General features: G+C 37.9%; 21 protein-coding genes. 18 read left to right on the top strand and 3 right to left on the bottom strand.

Annotation, left to right across the window (positions count from 1 at the left end; genetic code table 11):
- The first annotated feature begins 758 nt into the window (after window positions 1–758).
- From DX933_RS17450 to DX933_RS17530, 17 genes are all read left to right on the top strand, one after another.
- A complete protein-coding gene (locus DX933_RS17450; protein WP_123317722.1) occupies window positions 759–1,319 on the top strand; it encodes a histidine phosphatase family protein in 561 nt (186 codons plus the stop codon).
- Window positions 1,320–1,431: 112 nt separating this feature from the next.
- Window positions 1,432–1,752 (top strand): ArsR/SmtB family transcription factor, encoded by a 321-nt coding sequence (locus DX933_RS17455; protein ID WP_123317723.1) that lies wholly within the window; start codon window positions 1,432–1,434, stop codon window positions 1,750–1,752.
- A gap of 144 nt (window positions 1,753–1,896) precedes the next feature.
- Window positions 1,897–3,840 (top strand): heavy metal translocating P-type ATPase, encoded by a 1,944-nt coding sequence (locus tag DX933_RS17460; protein ID WP_123317724.1) that lies wholly within the window; start codon window positions 1,897–1,899, stop codon window positions 3,838–3,840.
- Between the two features lie 114 nt (window positions 3,841–3,954).
- The gene (gene copZ, locus DX933_RS17465; RefSeq protein WP_123317725.1) at window positions 3,955–4,164 is read left to right on the top strand and encodes a copper chaperone CopZ; all 210 of its coding nucleotides are present in this window, start codon (window positions 3,955–3,957) and stop codon (window positions 4,162–4,164) included.
- A 134-nt stretch (window positions 4,165–4,298) separates the two neighbouring features.
- The gene (locus DX933_RS17470; RefSeq protein ID WP_123317726.1) at window positions 4,299–4,967 is read left to right on the top strand and encodes a hypothetical protein; all 669 of its coding nucleotides are present in this window, start codon (window positions 4,299–4,301) and stop codon (window positions 4,965–4,967) included.
- Window positions 4,968–5,036: 69 nt separating this feature from the next.
- The gene (locus DX933_RS17475; protein WP_123317727.1) at window positions 5,037–5,318 is read left to right on the top strand and encodes a glutaredoxin family protein; all 282 of its coding nucleotides are present in this window, start codon (window positions 5,037–5,039) and stop codon (window positions 5,316–5,318) included.
- A gap of 427 nt (window positions 5,319–5,745) precedes the next feature.
- A complete protein-coding gene (locus tag DX933_RS17480) occupies window positions 5,746–5,949 on the top strand; it encodes a heavy-metal-associated domain-containing protein (protein ID WP_123317728.1) in 204 nt (67 codons plus the stop codon).
- Window positions 5,950–6,045: 96 nt separating this feature from the next.
- Window positions 6,046–8,466 carry a heavy metal translocating P-type ATPase gene (locus DX933_RS17485; RefSeq protein WP_123317729.1) on the top strand — a complete coding sequence of 807 codons (2,421 nt, stop codon included), beginning with the start codon at window positions 6,046–6,048 and terminating at the stop codon, window positions 8,464–8,466.
- A gap of 32 nt (window positions 8,467–8,498) precedes the next feature.
- Entirely contained in the window at window positions 8,499–8,801 is a 303-nt protein-coding gene (locus DX933_RS17490; protein ID WP_123317730.1) for a metal-sensitive transcriptional regulator, read from the top strand.
- A gap of 122 nt (window positions 8,802–8,923) precedes the next feature.
- Window positions 8,924–9,379 (top strand): GNAT family N-acetyltransferase, encoded by a 456-nt coding sequence (locus tag DX933_RS17495; protein ID WP_123317860.1) that lies wholly within the window; start codon window positions 8,924–8,926, stop codon window positions 9,377–9,379.
- Window positions 9,380–9,615: 236 nt separating this feature from the next.
- The gene (gene hmpA, locus DX933_RS17500; RefSeq protein WP_223806033.1) at window positions 9,616–10,860 is read left to right on the top strand and encodes an NO-inducible flavohemoprotein; all 1,245 of its coding nucleotides are present in this window, start codon (window positions 9,616–9,618) and stop codon (window positions 10,858–10,860) included.
- A gap of 106 nt (window positions 10,861–10,966) precedes the next feature.
- Complete coding sequence (locus tag DX933_RS17505; protein WP_123317732.1) at window positions 10,967–11,533, top strand: class I SAM-dependent methyltransferase; 567 nt, start codon at window positions 10,967–10,969, stop codon at window positions 11,531–11,533.
- 78 nt (window positions 11,534–11,611) lie between these two features.
- Window positions 11,612–12,100, top strand: a complete 489-nt coding sequence (locus tag DX933_RS17510; protein WP_123317733.1) for a hypothetical protein — start codon at window positions 11,612–11,614, stop codon at window positions 12,098–12,100.
- Between the two features lie 290 nt (window positions 12,101–12,390).
- A complete protein-coding gene (locus DX933_RS17515) occupies window positions 12,391–13,683 on the top strand; it encodes a hemolysin family protein (RefSeq protein WP_190279585.1) in 1,293 nt (430 codons plus the stop codon).
- A 151-nt stretch (window positions 13,684–13,834) separates the two neighbouring features.
- The gene (locus DX933_RS17520) at window positions 13,835–14,317 is read left to right on the top strand and encodes a DUF2975 domain-containing protein (RefSeq protein ID WP_123317735.1); all 483 of its coding nucleotides are present in this window, start codon (window positions 13,835–13,837) and stop codon (window positions 14,315–14,317) included.
- Window positions 14,318–14,327: 10 nt separating this feature from the next.
- Window positions 14,328–14,543: a helix-turn-helix domain-containing protein gene (locus DX933_RS17525; RefSeq protein WP_123317736.1), complete on the top strand. Its 216-nt coding sequence runs from the start codon at window positions 14,328–14,330 to the stop codon at window positions 14,541–14,543.
- A gap of 99 nt (window positions 14,544–14,642) precedes the next feature.
- Window positions 14,643–15,407, top strand: a complete 765-nt coding sequence (locus DX933_RS17530; RefSeq protein ID WP_397316908.1) for a DUF817 domain-containing protein — start codon at window positions 14,643–14,645, stop codon at window positions 15,405–15,407.
- A 627-nt stretch (window positions 15,408–16,034) separates the two neighbouring features.
- Here DX933_RS17530 and DX933_RS17535 read toward each other — a convergent pair.
- The 3 genes from DX933_RS17535 to DX933_RS17545 all read right to left on the bottom strand — a co-directional run bounded on the left by DX933_RS17535 (window position 16,035) and on the right by DX933_RS17545 (window position 19,155).
- Window positions 16,035–17,066 (bottom strand): NAD(P)/FAD-dependent oxidoreductase, encoded by a 1,032-nt coding sequence (locus tag DX933_RS17535; protein ID WP_123317861.1) that lies wholly within the window; start codon window positions 17,064–17,066, stop codon window positions 16,035–16,037.
- A 176-nt stretch (window positions 17,067–17,242) separates the two neighbouring features.
- Window positions 17,243–18,049: an ABC transporter ATP-binding protein gene (locus DX933_RS17540; RefSeq protein ID WP_123317738.1), complete on the bottom strand. Its 807-nt coding sequence runs from the start codon at window positions 18,047–18,049 to the stop codon at window positions 17,243–17,245.
- Window positions 18,050–18,255: 206 nt separating this feature from the next.
- The gene (locus DX933_RS17545; RefSeq protein WP_123317739.1) at window positions 18,256–19,155 is read right to left on the bottom strand and encodes a prenyltransferase; all 900 of its coding nucleotides are present in this window, start codon (window positions 19,153–19,155) and stop codon (window positions 18,256–18,258) included.
- Between the two features lie 166 nt (window positions 19,156–19,321).
- Between DX933_RS17545 and DX933_RS17550 the strand changes: the two genes are divergently transcribed.
- Window positions 19,322–19,663, top strand: coding sequence for a DnaJ family domain-containing protein (locus DX933_RS17550; RefSeq protein ID WP_123317740.1), 342 nt, complete (start codon window positions 19,322–19,324; stop codon window positions 19,661–19,663).
- The last annotated feature ends 14 nt before the right edge of the window (window positions 19,664–19,677 follow it).

The raw sequence follows: 19,677 nt of genomic DNA on the forward strand, positions 1-19,677 counted from the left end.
TTGTTCTTTGAATTCTTTAGTGAATGTTCTTCGCTTTCTTTTAGTCATAGTTGATTCTCCTCCAATATCCGTTGAACCAAGTTTATATGACCTTAATGAATCTGTCTAGTTAAGTATAACCTATCCACAAGCGTGACCTTGCAAGAAGGAGAGACAATATCCTACCGTTGGGTTTCACCTCATGATTTTTTAAAGTATATGGAATCCTCTGCGTGTATCCCAACACAAAGGGAAAGATTAGCCCCATTTATAAATCGTATGACTAAAAAATAGCCTCTGAATCTTTGGATGATGAAAAGCCTTTGCGTCACAAGAGAGGGAGGTAATATAATTGCGGGATAGAGGTGCGGTCGTAATAATCAAAGATAATAAAGTAGCGCTCATTAAAAGAATAACAAAAAACATGGTTTATCACAGATTAACTGGCTGTAAGACCCCCACATCCAGAAGTTTTGTTGATAACAGGGTTAGTAAGTGGAGGATCAACAGCCAGTAAAGGCCTGATTGGTTCAACTAACAATCAGTGGGGGGAAGTGCAAAAACCCCCGCTGATTGAAGTTTCACTTTATCACAGATTAACTGGCTGTAAGATCCCACATCAGGTATTTTTGTTGATAACAAGCATTGTAAGTGGAGGATCAACAGCCAGTAAAGGCCTGATTGGGTCAACTAACAATCCGTGGGGGAAGTGCAAAAACCCCCGCTGATTGAAGTTTCACTTTATTATTGGAACTATATTATAGCCGGAGTGGTGACCATTGATAACAAATATATATTTTGTACGACATGCACATTCTATTTATGCCCCAAATGAATATGGAAGACCTTTATCAAAACAAGGTTTACTCGATGCAAAAAAAGTGACTAACATATTAAAAAGAGAAAAAATCAATCAAGTATATTCAAGCCCATACAAACGGGCACTACAAACAGTTGAAGGAATAGCTAATACCAGGGAAAAAGAAATAATAATTGTAGACGATCTTAAGGAACGGATTTTAGCTAAAGCCCCGGTGGATGACTTTTCCAAGGCTATAAAAAAGGTATGGTATGAGGAAGATTTTTCATGGGATGGTGGAGAATCAAATCGTATTGCACAAGCTAGAGGAGTAGATACGTTGTTGCAAATTTTAAATGAACACAAGGGTGAGCAGATAGTCATAGGAACTCACGGTAATATCATGGTTTTGATGATGAATTATTTTGATCATCAATATGGATTTGAATTCTGGAAAAGACTCACCATGCCAGATATATATAGATTATCCTTTCGTGATAGTACACTTGTTAAGGTTAATAGGCTATGGGGAGAGCGTTAAATATCCAAAGATATGAAAATGTTAATGAACAACATGGTATAAATCAATTTTTCCTATTGTACTAAGAATGTATATATGATAATATGTTCATATAAGGAAGGAAGTGTGATAGATGGAGGAAAAGGATAAAGACGTGATGGAAACGGATTTGGATGAAGAAACGTTATTCATTGTTTCTCAAACCTTTAAAGCACTCGGTGATCCAACGAGGATTAGAATTCTGCATTTACTTTATCAAAAGGAATGCTCTGTGAATGAAATAGCCGATATTTTAGATTTAGGTCAATCTACTGTTTCTCATCAATTACGCTTTTTAAAAAATTTACGATTGGTAAAAAATCGACGAGCTGGAACGACTATGTTTTATTCACATGATGATAAACACGTCATACAAATATTAGAGCAAATGATAGCACACGCGCGCCACACGTAATATAGGAAGAAACCAGTTACATAAGCGGAAAATCCCCCAAAATGGGGAGTTTTTACATCCTATATATGACTATATGCTCATATAATGTTATTCGATATGAAATGATTACTTACATTATTTTACAGATAAAGGAGTGTTATTTACATGAGTAAATTCGTAAAAGATGATCATCCACATGGACACAATCACGAGCATGAACATGAATGTGACCATAGCCACGGAGGCAAAAAGGAAGTTATTTTATTTTTCACTGGTATAGCTGCCTTCTTGATTGCCTTATTTGTAAACGGTGGTGCAATCCAGGCCGCTTTATTTATTACTTCTTTAGTATTATCTGGCTATCACATTATTATGGAAGGGATTTTGGACACATTTAGGCAAACGATTAAACGGAAAAAGTTCATGCCAAATATTCATATTTTGATGACGCTGGCTGCAGTTGGTGCTGTCATAATTGGTGAATATATGGAAGCCGCTCTATTAATACTTATTTTTGGCGGGGCACATTTTTTGGAGCATTATGCTGAGGATAAGAGCAATAAAGAAATCACGAATTTAATTAAAATCAACCCTACGACGGCAAGAAGAGTCATTGAAAATGGGAAAACGGAAATTGTTGATGTGGCTGAATTGCGGATAGGGGATAAACTTTCTGTCCTCAATGGAGATCAGATCCCGACTGACGGCATCGTGGTCTCGGGAACGAGTGCGGTGGATCAATCGTCAATTACCGGTGAGAGCATTCCTGTAGAGAAACAGGCAGGAGATGTATTATATGGCAGTACGATGAATGGCGCGGGCACATTAATGATGGAAGTAACGAAAGATAGCTCGGAAACAGTTATATCTAAAATTATTGAATTGGTGAGCCAAACCAAAAACAATATGTCAAAAACAGCTGCTTTTATCAAAAAGATAGAGCCGATCTACGTTACGATTGTCTTGTTTCTTACACCGATATTCTTTTTATTAGGTTACCTTGTTATGCACTGGTCGGCCTACGATAGCTTTTACCGAACGATGGTATTTTTGATTGCTACGTCACCTTGTGCACTTGCGGTTACAGATATCCCGGCAACTCTTTCTGCAATCAGTAATTTGGCAAAACGAGGCGTATTATTTAAAGGTGGATCGTATTTATCCAATTTATCTGATTTAACAGCTGTTGCTTTCGATAAAACAGGTACATTAACAACAGGAAAACCTGTAGTGACAGAGGTTTATTTTGGCGGAGAAACAACAGAAATACAGCAGCAGGAATTTGAAAAAATAATTGTGTCTATGGAAAGCAAATCAAATCATCCGCTTGCAGAGGCAATCATGAAATATTATGCTGCCGTTGCGACCATCGAACTTGAGGTAGAGAATGTCCTTGGTGTAGGTTTAATTGCCAGAGCAGAGGATACAACGTATAAAATTGGTAAGCCTAATTCATATCATACGATTCCAGCGGATATCCAAAATCAAACAACACAGTTGGAAAACGAAGGAAAGACAGTCGTGTATTTTGGAACAGAAGATACAGTGCTAGCATTACTTGCCATTCAAGATATTCCTAAAGAAACATCTAAAGCTGCCATTCAATATTTTAAGAAGCAACAAATTCATACCGTGATGTTAACAGGGGATGCCAAGAGGACAGGTGAGGCAATCGGTCGTCAACTAGCGATTGATGAAGTACGTGGAAATGTAATGCCAGAAGAAAAAGCAACCATTATTTCCGAATTGAAGAAGACATATCCCGTGATGGCAATGGTAGGTGACGGTGTAAATGATGCACCAGCACTTGTAACGGCAGATATTGGTGTAGCAATGGGAGAAGGAACGGATATTGCAATCGACGTTGCAGACGCCGTATTAATGAAAAATGATCTTTCAAAATTTGCTTATACTCACAGATTGGCTAAAAAGCTCAGAAAAATAGTCTGGCAAAATATTACTTTTGCTTTAGCGGTTGTTGTTCTTTTGGTTGTATCCAATGTCATTGGTCAAATGAATATGACGCTTGCAGTTATTTTTCATGAAGGTAGTACATTGGCAGTCATTTTTAATGGACTAAGATTGTTAAAAGGGATTAAAGAAATATAGTTATTGTCTCGTATAAAAATGACAATAAGTGAAACGATAATGAGCACGACACTTGAAATACTATACAGGGGTATTGTATAATGAAATCGAAATAAAAAATAGGAGGTTATGATGATGGAACAAATTACACTACAGGTACAAGGTATGTCATGTGGTCATTGCGTTAATTCAATTGAAGGAAGTGTAGGTAAACTAAAAGGTGTTGCATCTGTCCAGGTGCATTTAGATAAAGGTACTGTTGATATTGAATTTGATGCAAATGCAGTGAGCTTGGAAGATATTAAAAATGAAATTGAAGAGCAAGGATATGACGTTGCCGCATAAATAGATGAACGCACATTATAAAATAATCATGCCGTTATTGGCATGATTATTTTATATACCGCTACGATGTATTTTATATCAAATCGCATCGCTGAGGCATGATGTGTATGCTAATGATTTAGGAGGCGAAAAACATGGAACATCATCACAATCATCATCACCATCAAGGTGTAAGTGAAATAACTCCAGTAGTAAGTTATGACCAAGGAAAGCTAACAATTGAAATAAAGGATAATAACGGATACATTCCGGAGTTGCAAACTTCTCATGAAAAACATATGCATCTGATCATCATGAGCTCTGATTTACAGGATTATTATCATCTGCACCCGGAAAAACATACGGAAGGGGTGTATGTACAAAAGGTTGACTTGCCGGAGGGCAACTACAACGCATTTGTTGATATAAATCCTAAAAATCATAATTATGCAGTTACACCAATCCATTTGAAAGTTGGCAGTGTTGCAGACGAACAAATCAATAAACTAAAGGTTGATACGAAATTAACGAAAACAGTTAAAGGTAAGACGGTTGAATTAATTACGGATTCAATAAAAGTGAATAAAGAAGTAACATTCACATTTGACGTTAAGGGAAATACACCAGAGCCTTATTTAGGTGCATTAGGGCATGTTGTTATCACCGATGAAAAGGGGCACCAATTTATCCATGTGCACCCATTATCTGTAAATGAAACGACTTTTGTTACGCAATTTGATGAACGCGGCATTTATAAGATGTGGGTAGAATTTAAGTTTGATGGTACTGTACATGCTTATCCGTTTGTCATAGAAGTTTTATAATTGAAAAATAAATGAAGGCCATGCACAAAATAAGCTGCATGGCTTCTGTGTGGGAAAGGAATGGAGCAGATGAAAAACAAGATACAATTAGAGCTATATACACGTCCAACCTGCTCAGATTGCCAAGCAGGGAAAGCATTTTTAAAAAAACATCATATTTCTTATATCAATCACGATTTATCAGAGCATCCTGAAAAGGAAAAGGATCTAAGAAAACTAACGGGGACCCGAATTGTTCCAGCTTTTGTGTGGAAAGAGAAATCTTTAAAAGGGCTGCTTCGTAAGCCGAACGTCTTGATTGGTTTTGAAAATCATGTAGATGAAATTAAAAAAATTCTAGATATAAAGTAAAGGTAACTCATTTGAAAGTAGAAAGTTTTATCACAGATTAACTGGCTGTAAGCCCCCACTTTGAGAATTTTTGTTGATACGAAGAATTGTAATCGGGGCAACAGCCAGTAAAGGCCTGATTGGTTCAACTAACAATCAGTTGGGGGAAGTGCGAAAACCCCCACTGATTGAAGTTTCACTTTATCACAGATTAACTGGCTGTAAGCCCCCACTTTGAGAATTTTTGTTGATACGAAGAATTGTAACTGGGGGCAACAGCCAGTAAAGGCCTGATTGGTTCAACTAACAATCAGTTGGGGGAAGTGCAAAACCCCCACTGATTGAAGTTTCACTTTACGTGATATGAATGAATAAATTTATTCATTGACATACCATACAGGGGTATGGTAGCATGGAATTATAAAGTAATTAGGAGGTATTTCATAAAATGAAAGAAACAATAAAAGTAGCAGGAATGACTTGTGGTTGTTGTGTTGGAAAAGTAGAAAATCGCATCCATGAATTGGATGGCATTTCTTCTATTAAAATAGATTTAGATAAATCAGAAGTTCAAGTAGATTTTAGTGATGCTGCTGTATCATTAGATGAAATTAAGGACAAAATTAAACGAGAAGGATATCAAGTTGATTAATAGGAAATGGGGAATGAAAAGAGGATTGTACCAAAAGGTATGATCTTTCTTTTCAAAAATATTATACCCCTATACCGTATTAGGAGGGATGAAAAAATGGCAATGAAAGAGAGTACATTACAAATTAGCGGGATGACATGTACTGCTTGTGCAGCACGCGTAGAAAAAGGTATCAAGAAAATGGCTGGAGTGAATGATGCTAACGTTAACTTTGCATTAGAACAATTAACCGTTCAATATGATGCTGCTGAAACAGATGTACGCGCATTTAAGGAAGAAATTGAAAGAATTGGTTATAGGGTTATCGAGGAAAAAGCAGAATTTGATATTTCTGGAATGACTTGTGCGGCATGTGCAACAAAAATAGAAAAATCGATTGGGAAAATGCCCGGTGTCTCACGTGCAAATGTGAATTTTGCTCTTGAGACAATCTCTGTGTCATATAATGATAAAGAAGTTCAGCCTAGGGATATGATTGCAAGAGTTCACAAGCTTGGCTATGAATTACGTCCAAAAGAAGATGGTAAGGAGAAAATGGATCATAAGCAAGCAGAAATCCGTAAGCAAACTAGAAAATTCATTATTTCTGTTATCCTAACTTTACCGTTGTTATGGACGATGGTTGCCCATTTTAGTTTTTTATCATTCATATATTTACCGGATATTTTGATGAATCCATGGTTCCAGTTAGCGCTGGCAACACCAGTTCAATTTATCATTGGGGCTCAGTTTTATAAGGGTGCTTATACATCACTCAAGAATAAAAGTGCCAATATGGATGTATTAGTGGCGCTCGGTACAAGTGCAGCTTATTTTTATAGCTTATATTTATCCATTGAATGGATGAAAGCTGGGCGTGTAGGAGAACCCGAACTTTATTTTGAAGCATCTGCGGTGATCATCACATTAATTTTACTGGGGAAATTATTTGAAGTACGTGCAAAGGGAAAAACAAGTCAAGCGATTCAAAAATTACTTGACTTACAAGCAAAGACTGCACGTGTGGTTAGAGATGGAATAGAACAGGAAATTCCAATTGAAGATGTATTGGAAGGCGATACGATTATCGTTCGTCCAGGGGAAAAAATCCCGGTTGATGGAGAAATTATCGAAGGACAATCTGCTATTGATGAATCGATGCTGACTGGTGAAAGTATTCCAATCGATAAAATACCTGGCGATACGGTTATTGGTGCAACAATCAATAAAAATGGTTCATTACGAGTCGAAGCGACTAAAGTGGGGAAAGACACAGCTTTAGCACAAATTGTAAAAGTAGTAGAGGATGCTCAAGGATCAAAAGCAGATATTCAACGTTTGGCAGATAAAATATCTGGTGTGTTTGTACCTATTGTAGTGCTCATTGCTGTTGCTACGTTTGCTATTTGGTATTTTATTGTAACACCTGGTGATTTTCGTTCAAGTTTAATACCGATGATCTCTATTTTAGTTATCGCCTGCCCATGTGCACTCGGTCTTGCCACTCCAACTTCCATTATGGCTGGTTCCGGCCGAGCGGCAGAAATGGGAATGCTATTTAAAGGCGGGGAGCATTTAGAGAATACACAATCCATAGATACAGTTGTTTTGGACAAAACAGGAACTGTAACAAAAGGGGAACCTACATTAACAGATGTCTTTGCAGCTAATGGATTTAAAGAAAAAGATATATTACAATTGGTAGGAACAGCCGAAAGTCAGTCAGAACATCCACTTGCCCAGGCAATTGTAAAAGGTGTTAAAGAAAAACAGATTTCTTTATTAGAAGCTGAACATTTTGAAGCTTTACCCGGCTATGGTATATATGCGGAAATTAGTGCGCAAAAAATCTATGTCGGTACAAGAAAGCTAATGCGCGAGCAAAATATTAGCTTAACAAATGAGACAGAAACAATGATGAAGGATTTGGAGCAAGAGGGGAAAACAGCGATGCTTATCGCTGTTTCCGATAAGCTTGCTGGTGTTATTGCCGTTGCTGACACAGTAAAAGAAACCTCAAAAGAAGCTATTTCCAGAATGCATAAGCTAGGTCTCGAAGTAATCATGTTGACGGGTGATAATGAAAGAACAGCTGGTGCAATTGCAAAGCAGGTTCAGATTGATCGTGTTATCGCAGAGGTTTTACCAGACCAAAAAAGTGAGCAAATTAAACAGCTTCAGGCGAAAGGCAAGAAGGTTGCGATGGTCGGAGATGGAATTAATGATGCCCCAGCTTTAGCGATGGCTGATGTTGGTATGGCAGTTGGTACTGGAACGGATATTGCTATTGAGGCTGCGGATATAACACTAATGCGCGGCGATTTAAACAGTGTGGCCGACGCATTCATCATGAGTAAAAAAACAATGCGTAATATCAAGGAAAATCTGTTCTTTGCATTTATATACAACACCATTGGCATCCCGGTGGCAGCAATCGGTTTACTTGCCCCATGGGTAGCTGGTGCAGCGATGGCATTTAGCTCCGTATCTGTTGTATTAAATGCGCTAAGATTACAGCGAGTTGATTTGAAAAAATAAGATGTTAAGAAAATAGGAAGGAGGGGTATAATATGGAAAAGTTCCTCCATGAAAAACCAATTGTTCCAAGATCAGATGATGAAAAGCAATCCGTAGTCAATCGCCTGAAACGGATTGAAGGTCAGGTACGCGGGATACAACGCATGGTTGAAGAAGATCGTTATTGTGTTGATATTCTGGTACAAATCAGTGCGATTAATGCTGCCTTGAAAAAAGTTGGCTATACCGTTACAGAACGCCATATGAAGCATTGTATCGGTCATGCAATCCAAAATGGTGAAGGTGACGCAGCAATTGAAGAACTATTAGATGTGCTGAAGCATGTTTCTAAGTAATGGAAAGATAGATTCACGTAGAATGTTTGGTAAGCTTCAAAGGTTTTGAACATAACCCATACCAAATTTGGTATGGGTTATTTATTATAAAAGGTTATACAAAAATGAAGGGTTTTGAAATCATGGTTACGGAAATACGAAGCGTCACAACTCAAAATGTTAAAGAAATATTGGCGTTGCAAATTGCTGATGAACAAAAAGGTTTTATAGAATCCATACCGGAATGTTTAGAAGAGGCGGAGGAGGATCAACGCTTTATCCCATTGGGACTATATCAAAACCAGATTGCAGTTGGCTTTGCAATGTATGGCGTATTTAATGGAGAGCTGTGGCTGGATCGTTTTTTAATTGATGAGCACGTGCAAGGACAAGGGTTGGGCAGGCATTTTTTGAAAAAAATAATCGTAGCGCTGCAACAAAAATATCCATGCACAGAAATCATTTTAAGTGTGTATCCAAATAATTCGGGTGCGATCCATTTATATGAAAGCATCGGATTTGCCTTTACTGGTAATTCGGATGGAAATGAAAAGATCATGCGATTAACACGTCAAGTGGATACGAATCTGGAGTTGTAGATCATACAAATTACTAGCAAGCTATAAATCGGGAAGCAGCCTTATATACAAGGATGCTTCCATTTTTTGTGTAGAATTCCAGTTTAACCCTGGTTATATTTTGTTAACAAAGTTGTAACTTGATATGCACAAAGTTGTTACAAGTTAAGCGTTAATGAATCGAAAAAACATGTTACGCTTAGATTGTTAACATTTGAACAATGAAAATAGTTTTAATAAAAAAGGAGTGTTTTGTTTTGGCTACACAAACACAAACAGGTTTAGATCAACAGACAATTGACATTATTAAAGCTACGGTTCCAGTTTTAGAACAACGTGGTGATGAAATTACGAAGGTATTTTATCAACAGATGTTTAAAAATCATCCAGAACTGAAAAATGTTTTTAATCAAACAAATCAGCGAAAAGGTGATCAGTCAAAAGCACTTGCCGCAACTGTTTACGCTGCCGCTTACCATATTGACCAATTGGAAAAAATTCTTCCACAGGTTAAACAAATCGCACAGAAGCATACGAGCTTGAACATTCGACCTGAGCATTACCCAATCGTTGGTAAACATTTATTGTTGGCTATGAAAATGGTATTGGAAGATGCAGCCACAGACGAAGTTTTAAGTGCTTGGGAACGTGCTTATGGCGTGATTGCTTCCGTGTTTATCGATATAGAAAAGAACATGTACGATGATATGACAGATAAAGTTGGCGGCTGGACCGGCTTCCGTGATTTTAAAATCGTGAATAAGGTGAAAGAAAGTGATGTGATTACATCATTTTACTTGGAGCCGGTTGATAAAGAACCATTCCCTGCCCACTTACCAGGACAGTACATTACAGTAAAGGCAACAATTGATGGGGAGCCACATGATCATTTGCGTCAATATAGTTTATCTTGTGCCCCAAATCAAGGACATTATCGAATTAGTGTAAAACGAGAAGATGCAATGAATCAGCTTCCTGCCGGTATTGTATCGAACTATTTGCATCGTGAAATAGAAGTTGGTAGTGTTCTTCCAATTAGTGCGCCGTCTGGAGATTTCGTATTGGATCAAACGGATGAGCGTCCACTCGTACTAATGAGTGGAGGTGTTGGACTAACACCAATGATGAGCATGCTGGAAACAGTCGTAAACCAACAGCCAAATCGTCAGGTGTATTTTATTCATGCAGCACAATCTGGTAATGTTCATGCCATGCGTGAGGCAGTTGAGGATATTACAGAAAAACATCCGCAGGTTTCTTCTCATATTGTTTATGAGCGTCCGTCCAATGAGGATAAGCTAGCGAAAAGCTATCATAAAGAAGGATTTATCGATGCGGAATGGATACAATCAGTTATTCCAACCGTTGATGCAGCATTTTATTTCTGTGGACCAGCTCCGTTTATGCGCGCGATGTACCGTGCTTTAACTGGAAATGGCGTCAAAGATTGTGATATTAATTACGAATTCTTTGGCCCAGCTGCAAGTATCACTGCAAGCTAATATTTTAAGATAATGTAAAAGGGATGCCAGTTTAAATGGTATCCCTTTTCATTTATACTAAAAAAGTGTGACGTATAGGTGTGTTTGTTGAATAAGCATACCTTGATTGGAGAGGGTTCAATTGTCTGAGGTTAAAGTTGTCATTGGAGCGGGAGATTATATAAATAATCCTGGCTGGTTACATACAAATGAAAAAGAATTAGATTTATTGAACGAGGTAACTTGGAAAAGTAAATTCGCGAAAGCTACGATTCAAGCTATTTTAGCTGAGCATGTTTGGGAGCATTTGACCTATGAAGAAGGGCTAGCTGCTGCGAAACGATGCTTTATTTACCTGAAGCCATCAGGGTATATTCGTTGCGCTGTACCAGATGGTTTTTTCCCGGATGAACAGTATCAACATATTATTCAAATTGGTGGCCCAGGTCCTGCAGATCATCCTGCTGCAGATCACAAAATGGTTTATAATTACCGCACGTTATCCGCTATGTTTGAAATGGCTGGGTTTGAAGTGAAGCTATTGGAATACTGTGATGAGAATGGACACTTTCATCACAAGCATTGGAAAAAGGAGGATGGGGTGATTTTTCGCTCGAAACAATGTGATCCACGGAACCAAGGGGATCGTTTGAAATTTCCTTCTTTGATTATCGATGCCGTCAAGTCGAAATAATATATTTTTCTCCTAATAAACAATTGGGGCAGATGTGCATATGATGTAAATGAATACGGAAAATGGGGAGTTTAGAAAATGGTACAGTATATGTCATTTCGTGGAACAGTTATAGCGGTTGAAGACTTTAATACTGGTGAATTTGGGGCAGGCTGCTCCAAAATGATTTCGCTTCGGAATGACGAGGGTGTTCAGACGAATTTTATACTTACACCGGACACGTTCGTTTTGGATCAAAGTATGCTGATGGTTGGCGATATAGTAACTGGCTACTATGATGCGAATAAGCCAGCAATATTAATATATCCACCACAATTTACTGCACTTGTAATGGTGAAGGAAATGAATAATCGAAGTGTTAAGGTGAGTCATTTCAACCGTCAACTTGTAAGTGATGATCATCAGCTGCAAATAAATATCGGGCCTCGCACCTCTATCATTACCACAAACGGGCAGGCTATTTCCGACCATATTGGCAATCGTGATCTTGTTGTCGTTTACGGTCCTTCCACAAAAAGTATTCCAGCACAAACGACGCCATATCAAATCATCGTATTATGTAATTAAATCTAACCGTTTGAGATTATTGGGGACTTCCTGCTAATGGAAGTTCTTTTTATTTTTGCTTTTTTTCAATAAATTAGGTGTAAATACAATCATGCTGTATTTCTTTTATGATAAAATAAAGGTATCTAGTTAAACTAGATTAATTCTTCTAAAATGAATCAAAATAAGGCGAGGGATGCCAAGCAAATAAAGGATGACATCCTACTAGAGATTGAATAAGCGAATATGAATTGAAAAACGAACGATACCGGGAGGTGAATCCTTGTATCATTAGGATGCAAGGATATTATTTGGAAATTGTTAACTTACTGTTGGTTGCTATACTGATACTAATTACGGCATTCTTTGTAGCAACCGAATTTGCGATTGTAAAGGTGCGATCAACTCGTATCGATTATTTAATTGAATCAGGCAATAAGCGAGCGGTTCATGCCAAGAAACTGCTTGATAACTTAGATGGCTATTTATCCGCATGTCAATTGGGAATCACCGTTACAGCGCTAGGGCTAGGGTGGTTAGGTGAATCGACGGTCATGCGTTTACTAAGCCCACTTTTCGATGCGCTGCATTTAAATGCGACTACGGCTTCGATTTTATCCTTTGTGATTTCTTTCTTTACGATTACATTTTTGCATGTTGTCATCGGGGAACTCGCTCCGAAATCAATAGCCATTCAAAAGGCGGAGGAAATTGCATTGGTATTGGCAAGACCATTAATTTTATTTTATAAAATCATGTATCCATTTATCTGGTTATTAAATGGGTCAGCGCGGCTGATTATTCGTTTATTTGGTTTTAAAGAGATGAAGGAGCATGAATCTGCACACACAGAAGAGGAGTTACGTTTAATCTTATCAGAAAGCTATAAAAGTGGTGAAATTAATCAATCGGAAATGACATATGTCAATAATATCTTTGAATTTGATGAGCGACTTGCTAAGGAAATCATGGTACCAAGGACAGAAATGGTTTGTTTTTTTAAAGGAGATAGCTTTAAAGAAAATTTAGAAATTATTCATGAAGGACAATATACACGATATCCTGTTGCTGATGAAGATAAAGATCATATCATTGGTTTAGTTAATTTAAAGGATATCTTTACCGAAAGATTTGATAGTGATCAGCCATTTTCTATTGAGAAATATATTCGCCCCGTTATACATGTATCAGAAGTAACACCGATTAAGCAGGTTTTACTAACAATGCAAAAACAACGCATTCATATGGCAATTGTGAATGATGAATATGGTGGTACTGCTGGTTTAGTAACTGTTGAAGATATATTGGAAGAAATTGTTGGTGAAATTCGTGATGAGTTCGATGTCCATGAAAGCCCATTAATAGAGAAGCAAGGTAATGGCACCATGGTAGTATCAGGGAAGTTGCAGATTGAAGAAATCAATGAATTATTAAATATTCATTTGGATGATGAGGAAATCGCCACGATTGGTGGCTGGATTTTTGCAAATAATTTGGAACCAACTGTGGGAACAACCATTGAACACGAGGGCTATCAATTCATTGTAGAGGAAATAGAAGGCTATCAGGTTAAACGAATTAAAATTCATAAAATCGAATCATAAAACTTAATCCAGCAGATGGGAATCTGCTGTTTTTTTTATGCGTTTATAGGGTAATACAATAAAAATATATCTACTTTTAATAATAATTTATTGTAAAACGATAAAATTTATATTAATATATAAATTATATTATGTGAATGAGGTGTGTAAGATGAAACGTGGGTCAACCCTATTTTTGAAGATTACAGTTTTTTTAATGGCGGCACCAATCCTTGTGCTTTGTGTGCTGTTATCAATCTGGCTGGTACAAGAGATGCCTAAATATTTTCCAGAGCTGGTTCCATTCCGTTATTTGGCGCTTATAGGTATCTACCTTTCTGCGATAGCGTATTTTATAGCATTATTCCAAGCTTATAAGCTCCTAAATTATATCGATAGTAATAAAGCTTTTGCAGATACTTCTATAACTGCTTTAAAAAATATTAAATATTGTGCAATCACAATCAGTGGAATCTATGTGATCGGCTTGCCATTTATATACCAGGTAGCGGATTTAGATGATGCACCAGGCTTAATGGTGATTGGATTGGTGATAATTTTTGCATCACTTGTTATTGCCGTTTTTGCAGCTGTTTTACAGCGACTGTTACAGGAAGTCATTCATATTAAAACAGAAAATGAATTTACGGTCTGAGGTGGAGATATTGGCTATTCAAATTAATATTGATGTCATGCTAGCAAAAAGAAAAATGAGCGTAACAGAGTTATCGGAGCGGGTTGGGATTACGATGGCTAATCTTTCTATCTTAAAAAATGGCAAGGCAAAAGCGATTCGTTTATCAACCTTGGATGCTATTTGTAAAGCATTGGATTGTCAGCCTGGTGATATTTTGGAATATATAGATGATAAGGAAAGGTAAGGTCACGCAGCTATTTTGATTTGAAAGGAGTTGCCATAGATGAGTGTAACGGTTCAACAAAAAGCACAGCAACCATCCTGGAAGGGGCAATTCATTGGTATGGTGAAGCAGCTCACTCGTTTTGGATGGGAACAGGCGTGGTCTTGTGTATTTCCGGTAGTGATTTTTGCAAGTTTAGCAATTACCAAGGTTGTATCCTTACCCATTTTGCCGCGGTATGATTGGCTACTAATTATCTTTTTGCTTATGCAGTGGTGGATGGTTCGTTCCGGTCTAGAAACGAAGGACGAACTGAAGGTCATTACCCTATTTCACCTAATTGGTCTTTCGCTGGAAATATTCAAAGTAAATATGGGCTCCTGGGCATATCCCGAGGAAGGATTTTTTAAGATAATGGGTGTTCCATTGTATAGCGGATTTATGTATGCAAGTGTGGCAAGCTATCTTTGTCAGGCTTGGCGAAGATTACATATTGACTTAATCAAGTGGCCCCCGTTTATCGTTGTCGTTTTATTGGCTTCAGCAATTTACTTAAATTTCTTCACTCACCATTTTTGGATTGATATTCGATGGTATTTGTCTGCACTTGTACTAATCGTGTTTTGGAAATCATGGGTTTCCTATCAAGTAGGTGAAAAAGTATATCGAATGCCAATTGTTTGTTCTTTTGTGTTAATTGGGTTTTTCATATGGATTGCAGAAAATATCGCTACCTTTTTTGGCGCGTGGCAATATCCGAATCAGCACGGTGCATGGAGCCTTGTACATTTAGGGAAAATTAGCTCCTGGCTATTACTGGTTATTGTAAGCTTCCTTATTGTAGCTACATTGAAGCGGGTGAAAGGGAAGATGGTCGAAGGATAATCAAAGGCTGATAGCAGAAATGTTGCTATCAGCCTTTTGCATGAAGCAGACAAAATACGCTTCTTATTGTATGCGATGATAAATCACATCCTGACAACAATGCAATCACCGCATGAGCAATCTTACCTCTTTTAAGGGAATTCGTGATTAGGAGTAACATAAAAGCATTTTAACTTACGCCATTTCGGAAAAATCATGATTACGCGTAACATAAATGCTGTATAACTTATGCCAATTTCGGAAAAATCATGATTACGCGTAACATAAAAGCATTTTAACTTACGCCATTTCAGAAAAATCATGATTACGCGTAACATAAAAGCTGTTTAACTTCCGCCATTTCGGAAAAATCATGATTACGCGTAACATAAAAGCTTTTTATCTTATGCCAATTTCGGAAAAATCATGATTACGCGTAACATAAAAGCTTTTTATCTTATGCCAATTTCGGAAAAATCATGATTACGCGTAACATAAAAGCTTTTTAACTTATGCCAATTGGGAAAAATCATGATTACGCGTAACATAAAAGCCATTTATCTTACTCCATTTAGGCAAAAACACCAATATCACATACTTTAAATAATATATAGGAAGAGAGCATGGCCCAATCATGATCTGAAAAAATTAATTGTACATATATTGCTTGTTTTTTTCTTTAAAAGCTTCATTATGTGAGGAGACGAGTGCTGTTTCGACGGTATTAGGTTCCAAATAAAGCTTGGCACTATTAACAGCATTGGCGGCATCCTGAAAAGCCCCGGCGATTAGATGTAGTTTTCCTTGATAGGTTAAAATATCTCCTGCTGCAAATAAGCCCGGCACAGAAGATTCCCCCGCTGCATTTCCTTTGACAAAATAGTCATCCTTCAAGTCAATGTCTAAATTGCTTTCACGGATTAACTGATAATCCCGATGGAATCCGTGATTGACAATGACTGCGTCTACCTCAAGCATATGGGTTTGCAGCGTTTCCGTATTTTTCAAATGAGCAGCATGTATATGCCCATCTGTGCCAATTAATTTTCCCAATTGAGTGTGGGTGAGATAATTCACCTGATTATGATGTAATCGCGAAATTTCATTTTCATGGCCCTTTAAAGCTTCTCCGCGGTAAATTAACGTAACCTGTTTCGCAATTGGTGCTAATTCATTTGCCCAATCGATGGCTGCATTTCCACCACCGGATATGAGGATACGTTTATCTTGAAAGTCCTTCAGTCTCTTCACGCTGTAATGCAGGTTTCCTTGTTCGAATTGGTGAGCATGATCAAGCTCCAATTTTATTGGGGCGATGACACCGCCACCAACTGCTAGGAGTACGGTCTTAGCGTAGTGAATTGTTTTGGTTGTATGAATATGAAACATACCTGTGTCATCCCGTTGAATCGACTGTACCGTTTCATTTCGTGCGACAGTGGGTGAAAAGGTAAGCCCTTGCTCTACCATTTGCTGGATGAATTGTCGTCCTGGAACTGGAGTAAGTCCACCAATATCCCATATCATTTTTTCAGGATAGACATGTACTTTTCCGCCCAGCCTGTCATGGGATTCGATTATTTTAACCTTCATTTCCCTTAGCCCGGCATAAAACGATGCAAATAAACCAGCGGGACCACTGCCAATTATGGTGATGTCAAATATATCTTTTGTGTTAATCAACAGCTATCTTCCTTTCTAAATAATGTGATAATTTAGGGTGCAGGCAGTCAGATTGCTTAAAATAAATACTTGAAAACTAAAAATGGAGGTGTTGCCCATGCACCGACTTCTCCGCTGTAATCGGCCTTACCCATCAAACCACATCCTCCAAGGTGTGTATATCAATATCACGGTTAACTTATTTGGCCGTGCATTGTAGATTGTAATTGATAAGATAGACAAATTGGTTTATTACTAAATGGGCAAGCAGCAAAATAAGCATCAATGCCAAAGATTTTTTGCAGGTTATCATGTGTCATCACTTCATCCGGTGTGCCTTCGGTAATAAGCTTGCCATCTCGCATTGCAATTAAATAATCGGAGAAACGGGAAGCATGGTTCAAATCATGCAGCACCATGACAATGGTTTTGCCTTCTTCTTCATTTAATTTTTGTAGTAATAATAAGATATCCATCTGATGTGCCAAATCCAGATAGGTGGTTGGCTCATCTAAAATTAGTATGTCTGTTCCTTGGGCTAATGCCATCGCGATCCAGACACGTTGCAGTTGTCCACCTGATAGCGCATCAATAGTACGATCTTTAAATTCATCTAATCCAGTTACATGAATTGCCCAATTCATATATTCATGGTCCTCACTGGTTAGGCTGCCGAAGCCACGGCGATGGGGGAAACGTCCATAGGAAATTAACTCATACACGGTTAAACCATCTGGTGCTTGCGCTGTTTGTGGTAGGATTGCCATTTTTTTGGCGATTTCCTTCGTATGAATCGTTTGAATTTCCTTTCCCTCCAAAAGAACGGTACCGTGTTGAGCTTTTAGAATTCGGGCAATCGTTTTTAAAAAGGTTGATTTACCACAGCCATTCGGACCAATAATCGTCGTCACTTTTTTCTCCGGAATAGAGATGGAAAAATCCTTTACGATTAGCGACTTCGTGTAGCCCACATTTATATCTTCTGCCTTTAGTGCAAACATTTTTCACACACCCATCATTGAGAATCATTTTCAATTACTAATAAGTATATTGATAATGATTCTCAATGTCAATTGGATTTTTTATGGTCCATGTAGGAGAGGGAATTTCTAATCATGGATACAACGGAAAGGATTTGTGAAAAGAAGGGATTCATGACATGTGGAATTGTATAAGATTGGTTTACGAGGTGTTGCCAAATGATGGCTTAACCAATTCCTAAAATAACCGCTGTCATCATAGCGAGTAATAACAGTATTTTTTCAATTTGACTGATTTGCTGAACGTTGTCGGTTATTATCTTTTGCACCAGTATGATAGCTATCGCGCAAAGCAAGAATGTGCCGATAGCAGCAAATGGCCTGTCTATCCACACCCAGAAGCTACATAGGATTGCCAAAATGTAATAAACGGTAGCTGGAAGGCGAGCAGCTTTTTTACCAAATCGTTCGACGAAAAATACGACAGTCGTACGTTTTTTGGGTGTAGCAAATTGATCTGCCTGTAAATCCGGAATGTGATGCACCATCACCCAGCCCATACAAATAAATGCGTTAATAAGCGCATTTTGTATTGCCCAAATTGGTATGCTGTCCAAAACGAGCCATGGACCAGCAATTCCAAGGGCAAAAAGAGAGGGAAAAAGGCTTAGCCAATCACCAGCAAAGGGGCGATAGCTAAAAAGAAATGGTGGAACAGAGTAGGAAACTGTTGCCCAGACTCCAATGAATAAAAGGCATGCTAGTTTAAATTTAGCCGTGATGAGTAGGATGAATACGAGTAGGAGTAAGGAGATGGTTAGCCATTTACCTAACATACGCAGCTGTTTAGCTGTAAACAGACGAGTCTGAATCACCCTGCTGCCACCGGATAAAATTGCGGGACTGTGTGCATCTGTACCAGTTCGGTAATCGGTATAGTCATTTAAGGCATGGGTTAAAATGCCATGAATCGTCACAGCTGCAATACTAAGAAATATAAATAGAAAGCCGAGTGATATTGACGAAATGGATGTGCGCAAATAAATTGGAAGCAAGCTTGATAAAATGGTTGCCATACTAGAAGAAATCACTGCTATTACCCGAATAAGTACCCATATTTTTAACATATCAGACACTCCTCTTCCTACTATGTTAAAGTATTGTGCTGAAGATACCAATTTTATAAGGAAAGATGGTAAATTGTCACTTTCATTGCTCGTACGATTGTCACTATTCTGTATAATGAAAAATAGAACGTTTGCGATTAATCGATATGAACTCGGAGGTGTGTAGATGGATAGAAAATACAATGATTTAATCGGTGATATTTTGTCGGAAAGAGGAGAAAAGGATAATTATAAGGGCAAGGGAAAAGGAAAGCCGCTGCCTAAAAATTATATGGAGAAGGATTTATTTCAAAACTTCCAGGAAAAAGCGAAAGAAGCGGGGTATTTACCAGCATGGTTAACGTTACAAAAAGAAATTGCAGCGCTTGTGCAAGAGGCAGTAACTGCGGAAGATGTCGGCATAATAAATGAGCAAATTAAAAAATATAATTCACTTTGTCCGCCGCCGATGCAAAAACCGCCAATTAACATAGACAGACTGGAATATGCTAAAAAAGTGTGGCGATAAGCGGCAAGACGCAA

This window comes from Ornithinibacillus gellani (genome assembly GCF_003730295.1).
GTDB lineage: Bacteria > Bacillota > Bacilli > Bacillales > Amphibacillaceae > Ornithinibacillus_A > Ornithinibacillus_A gellani.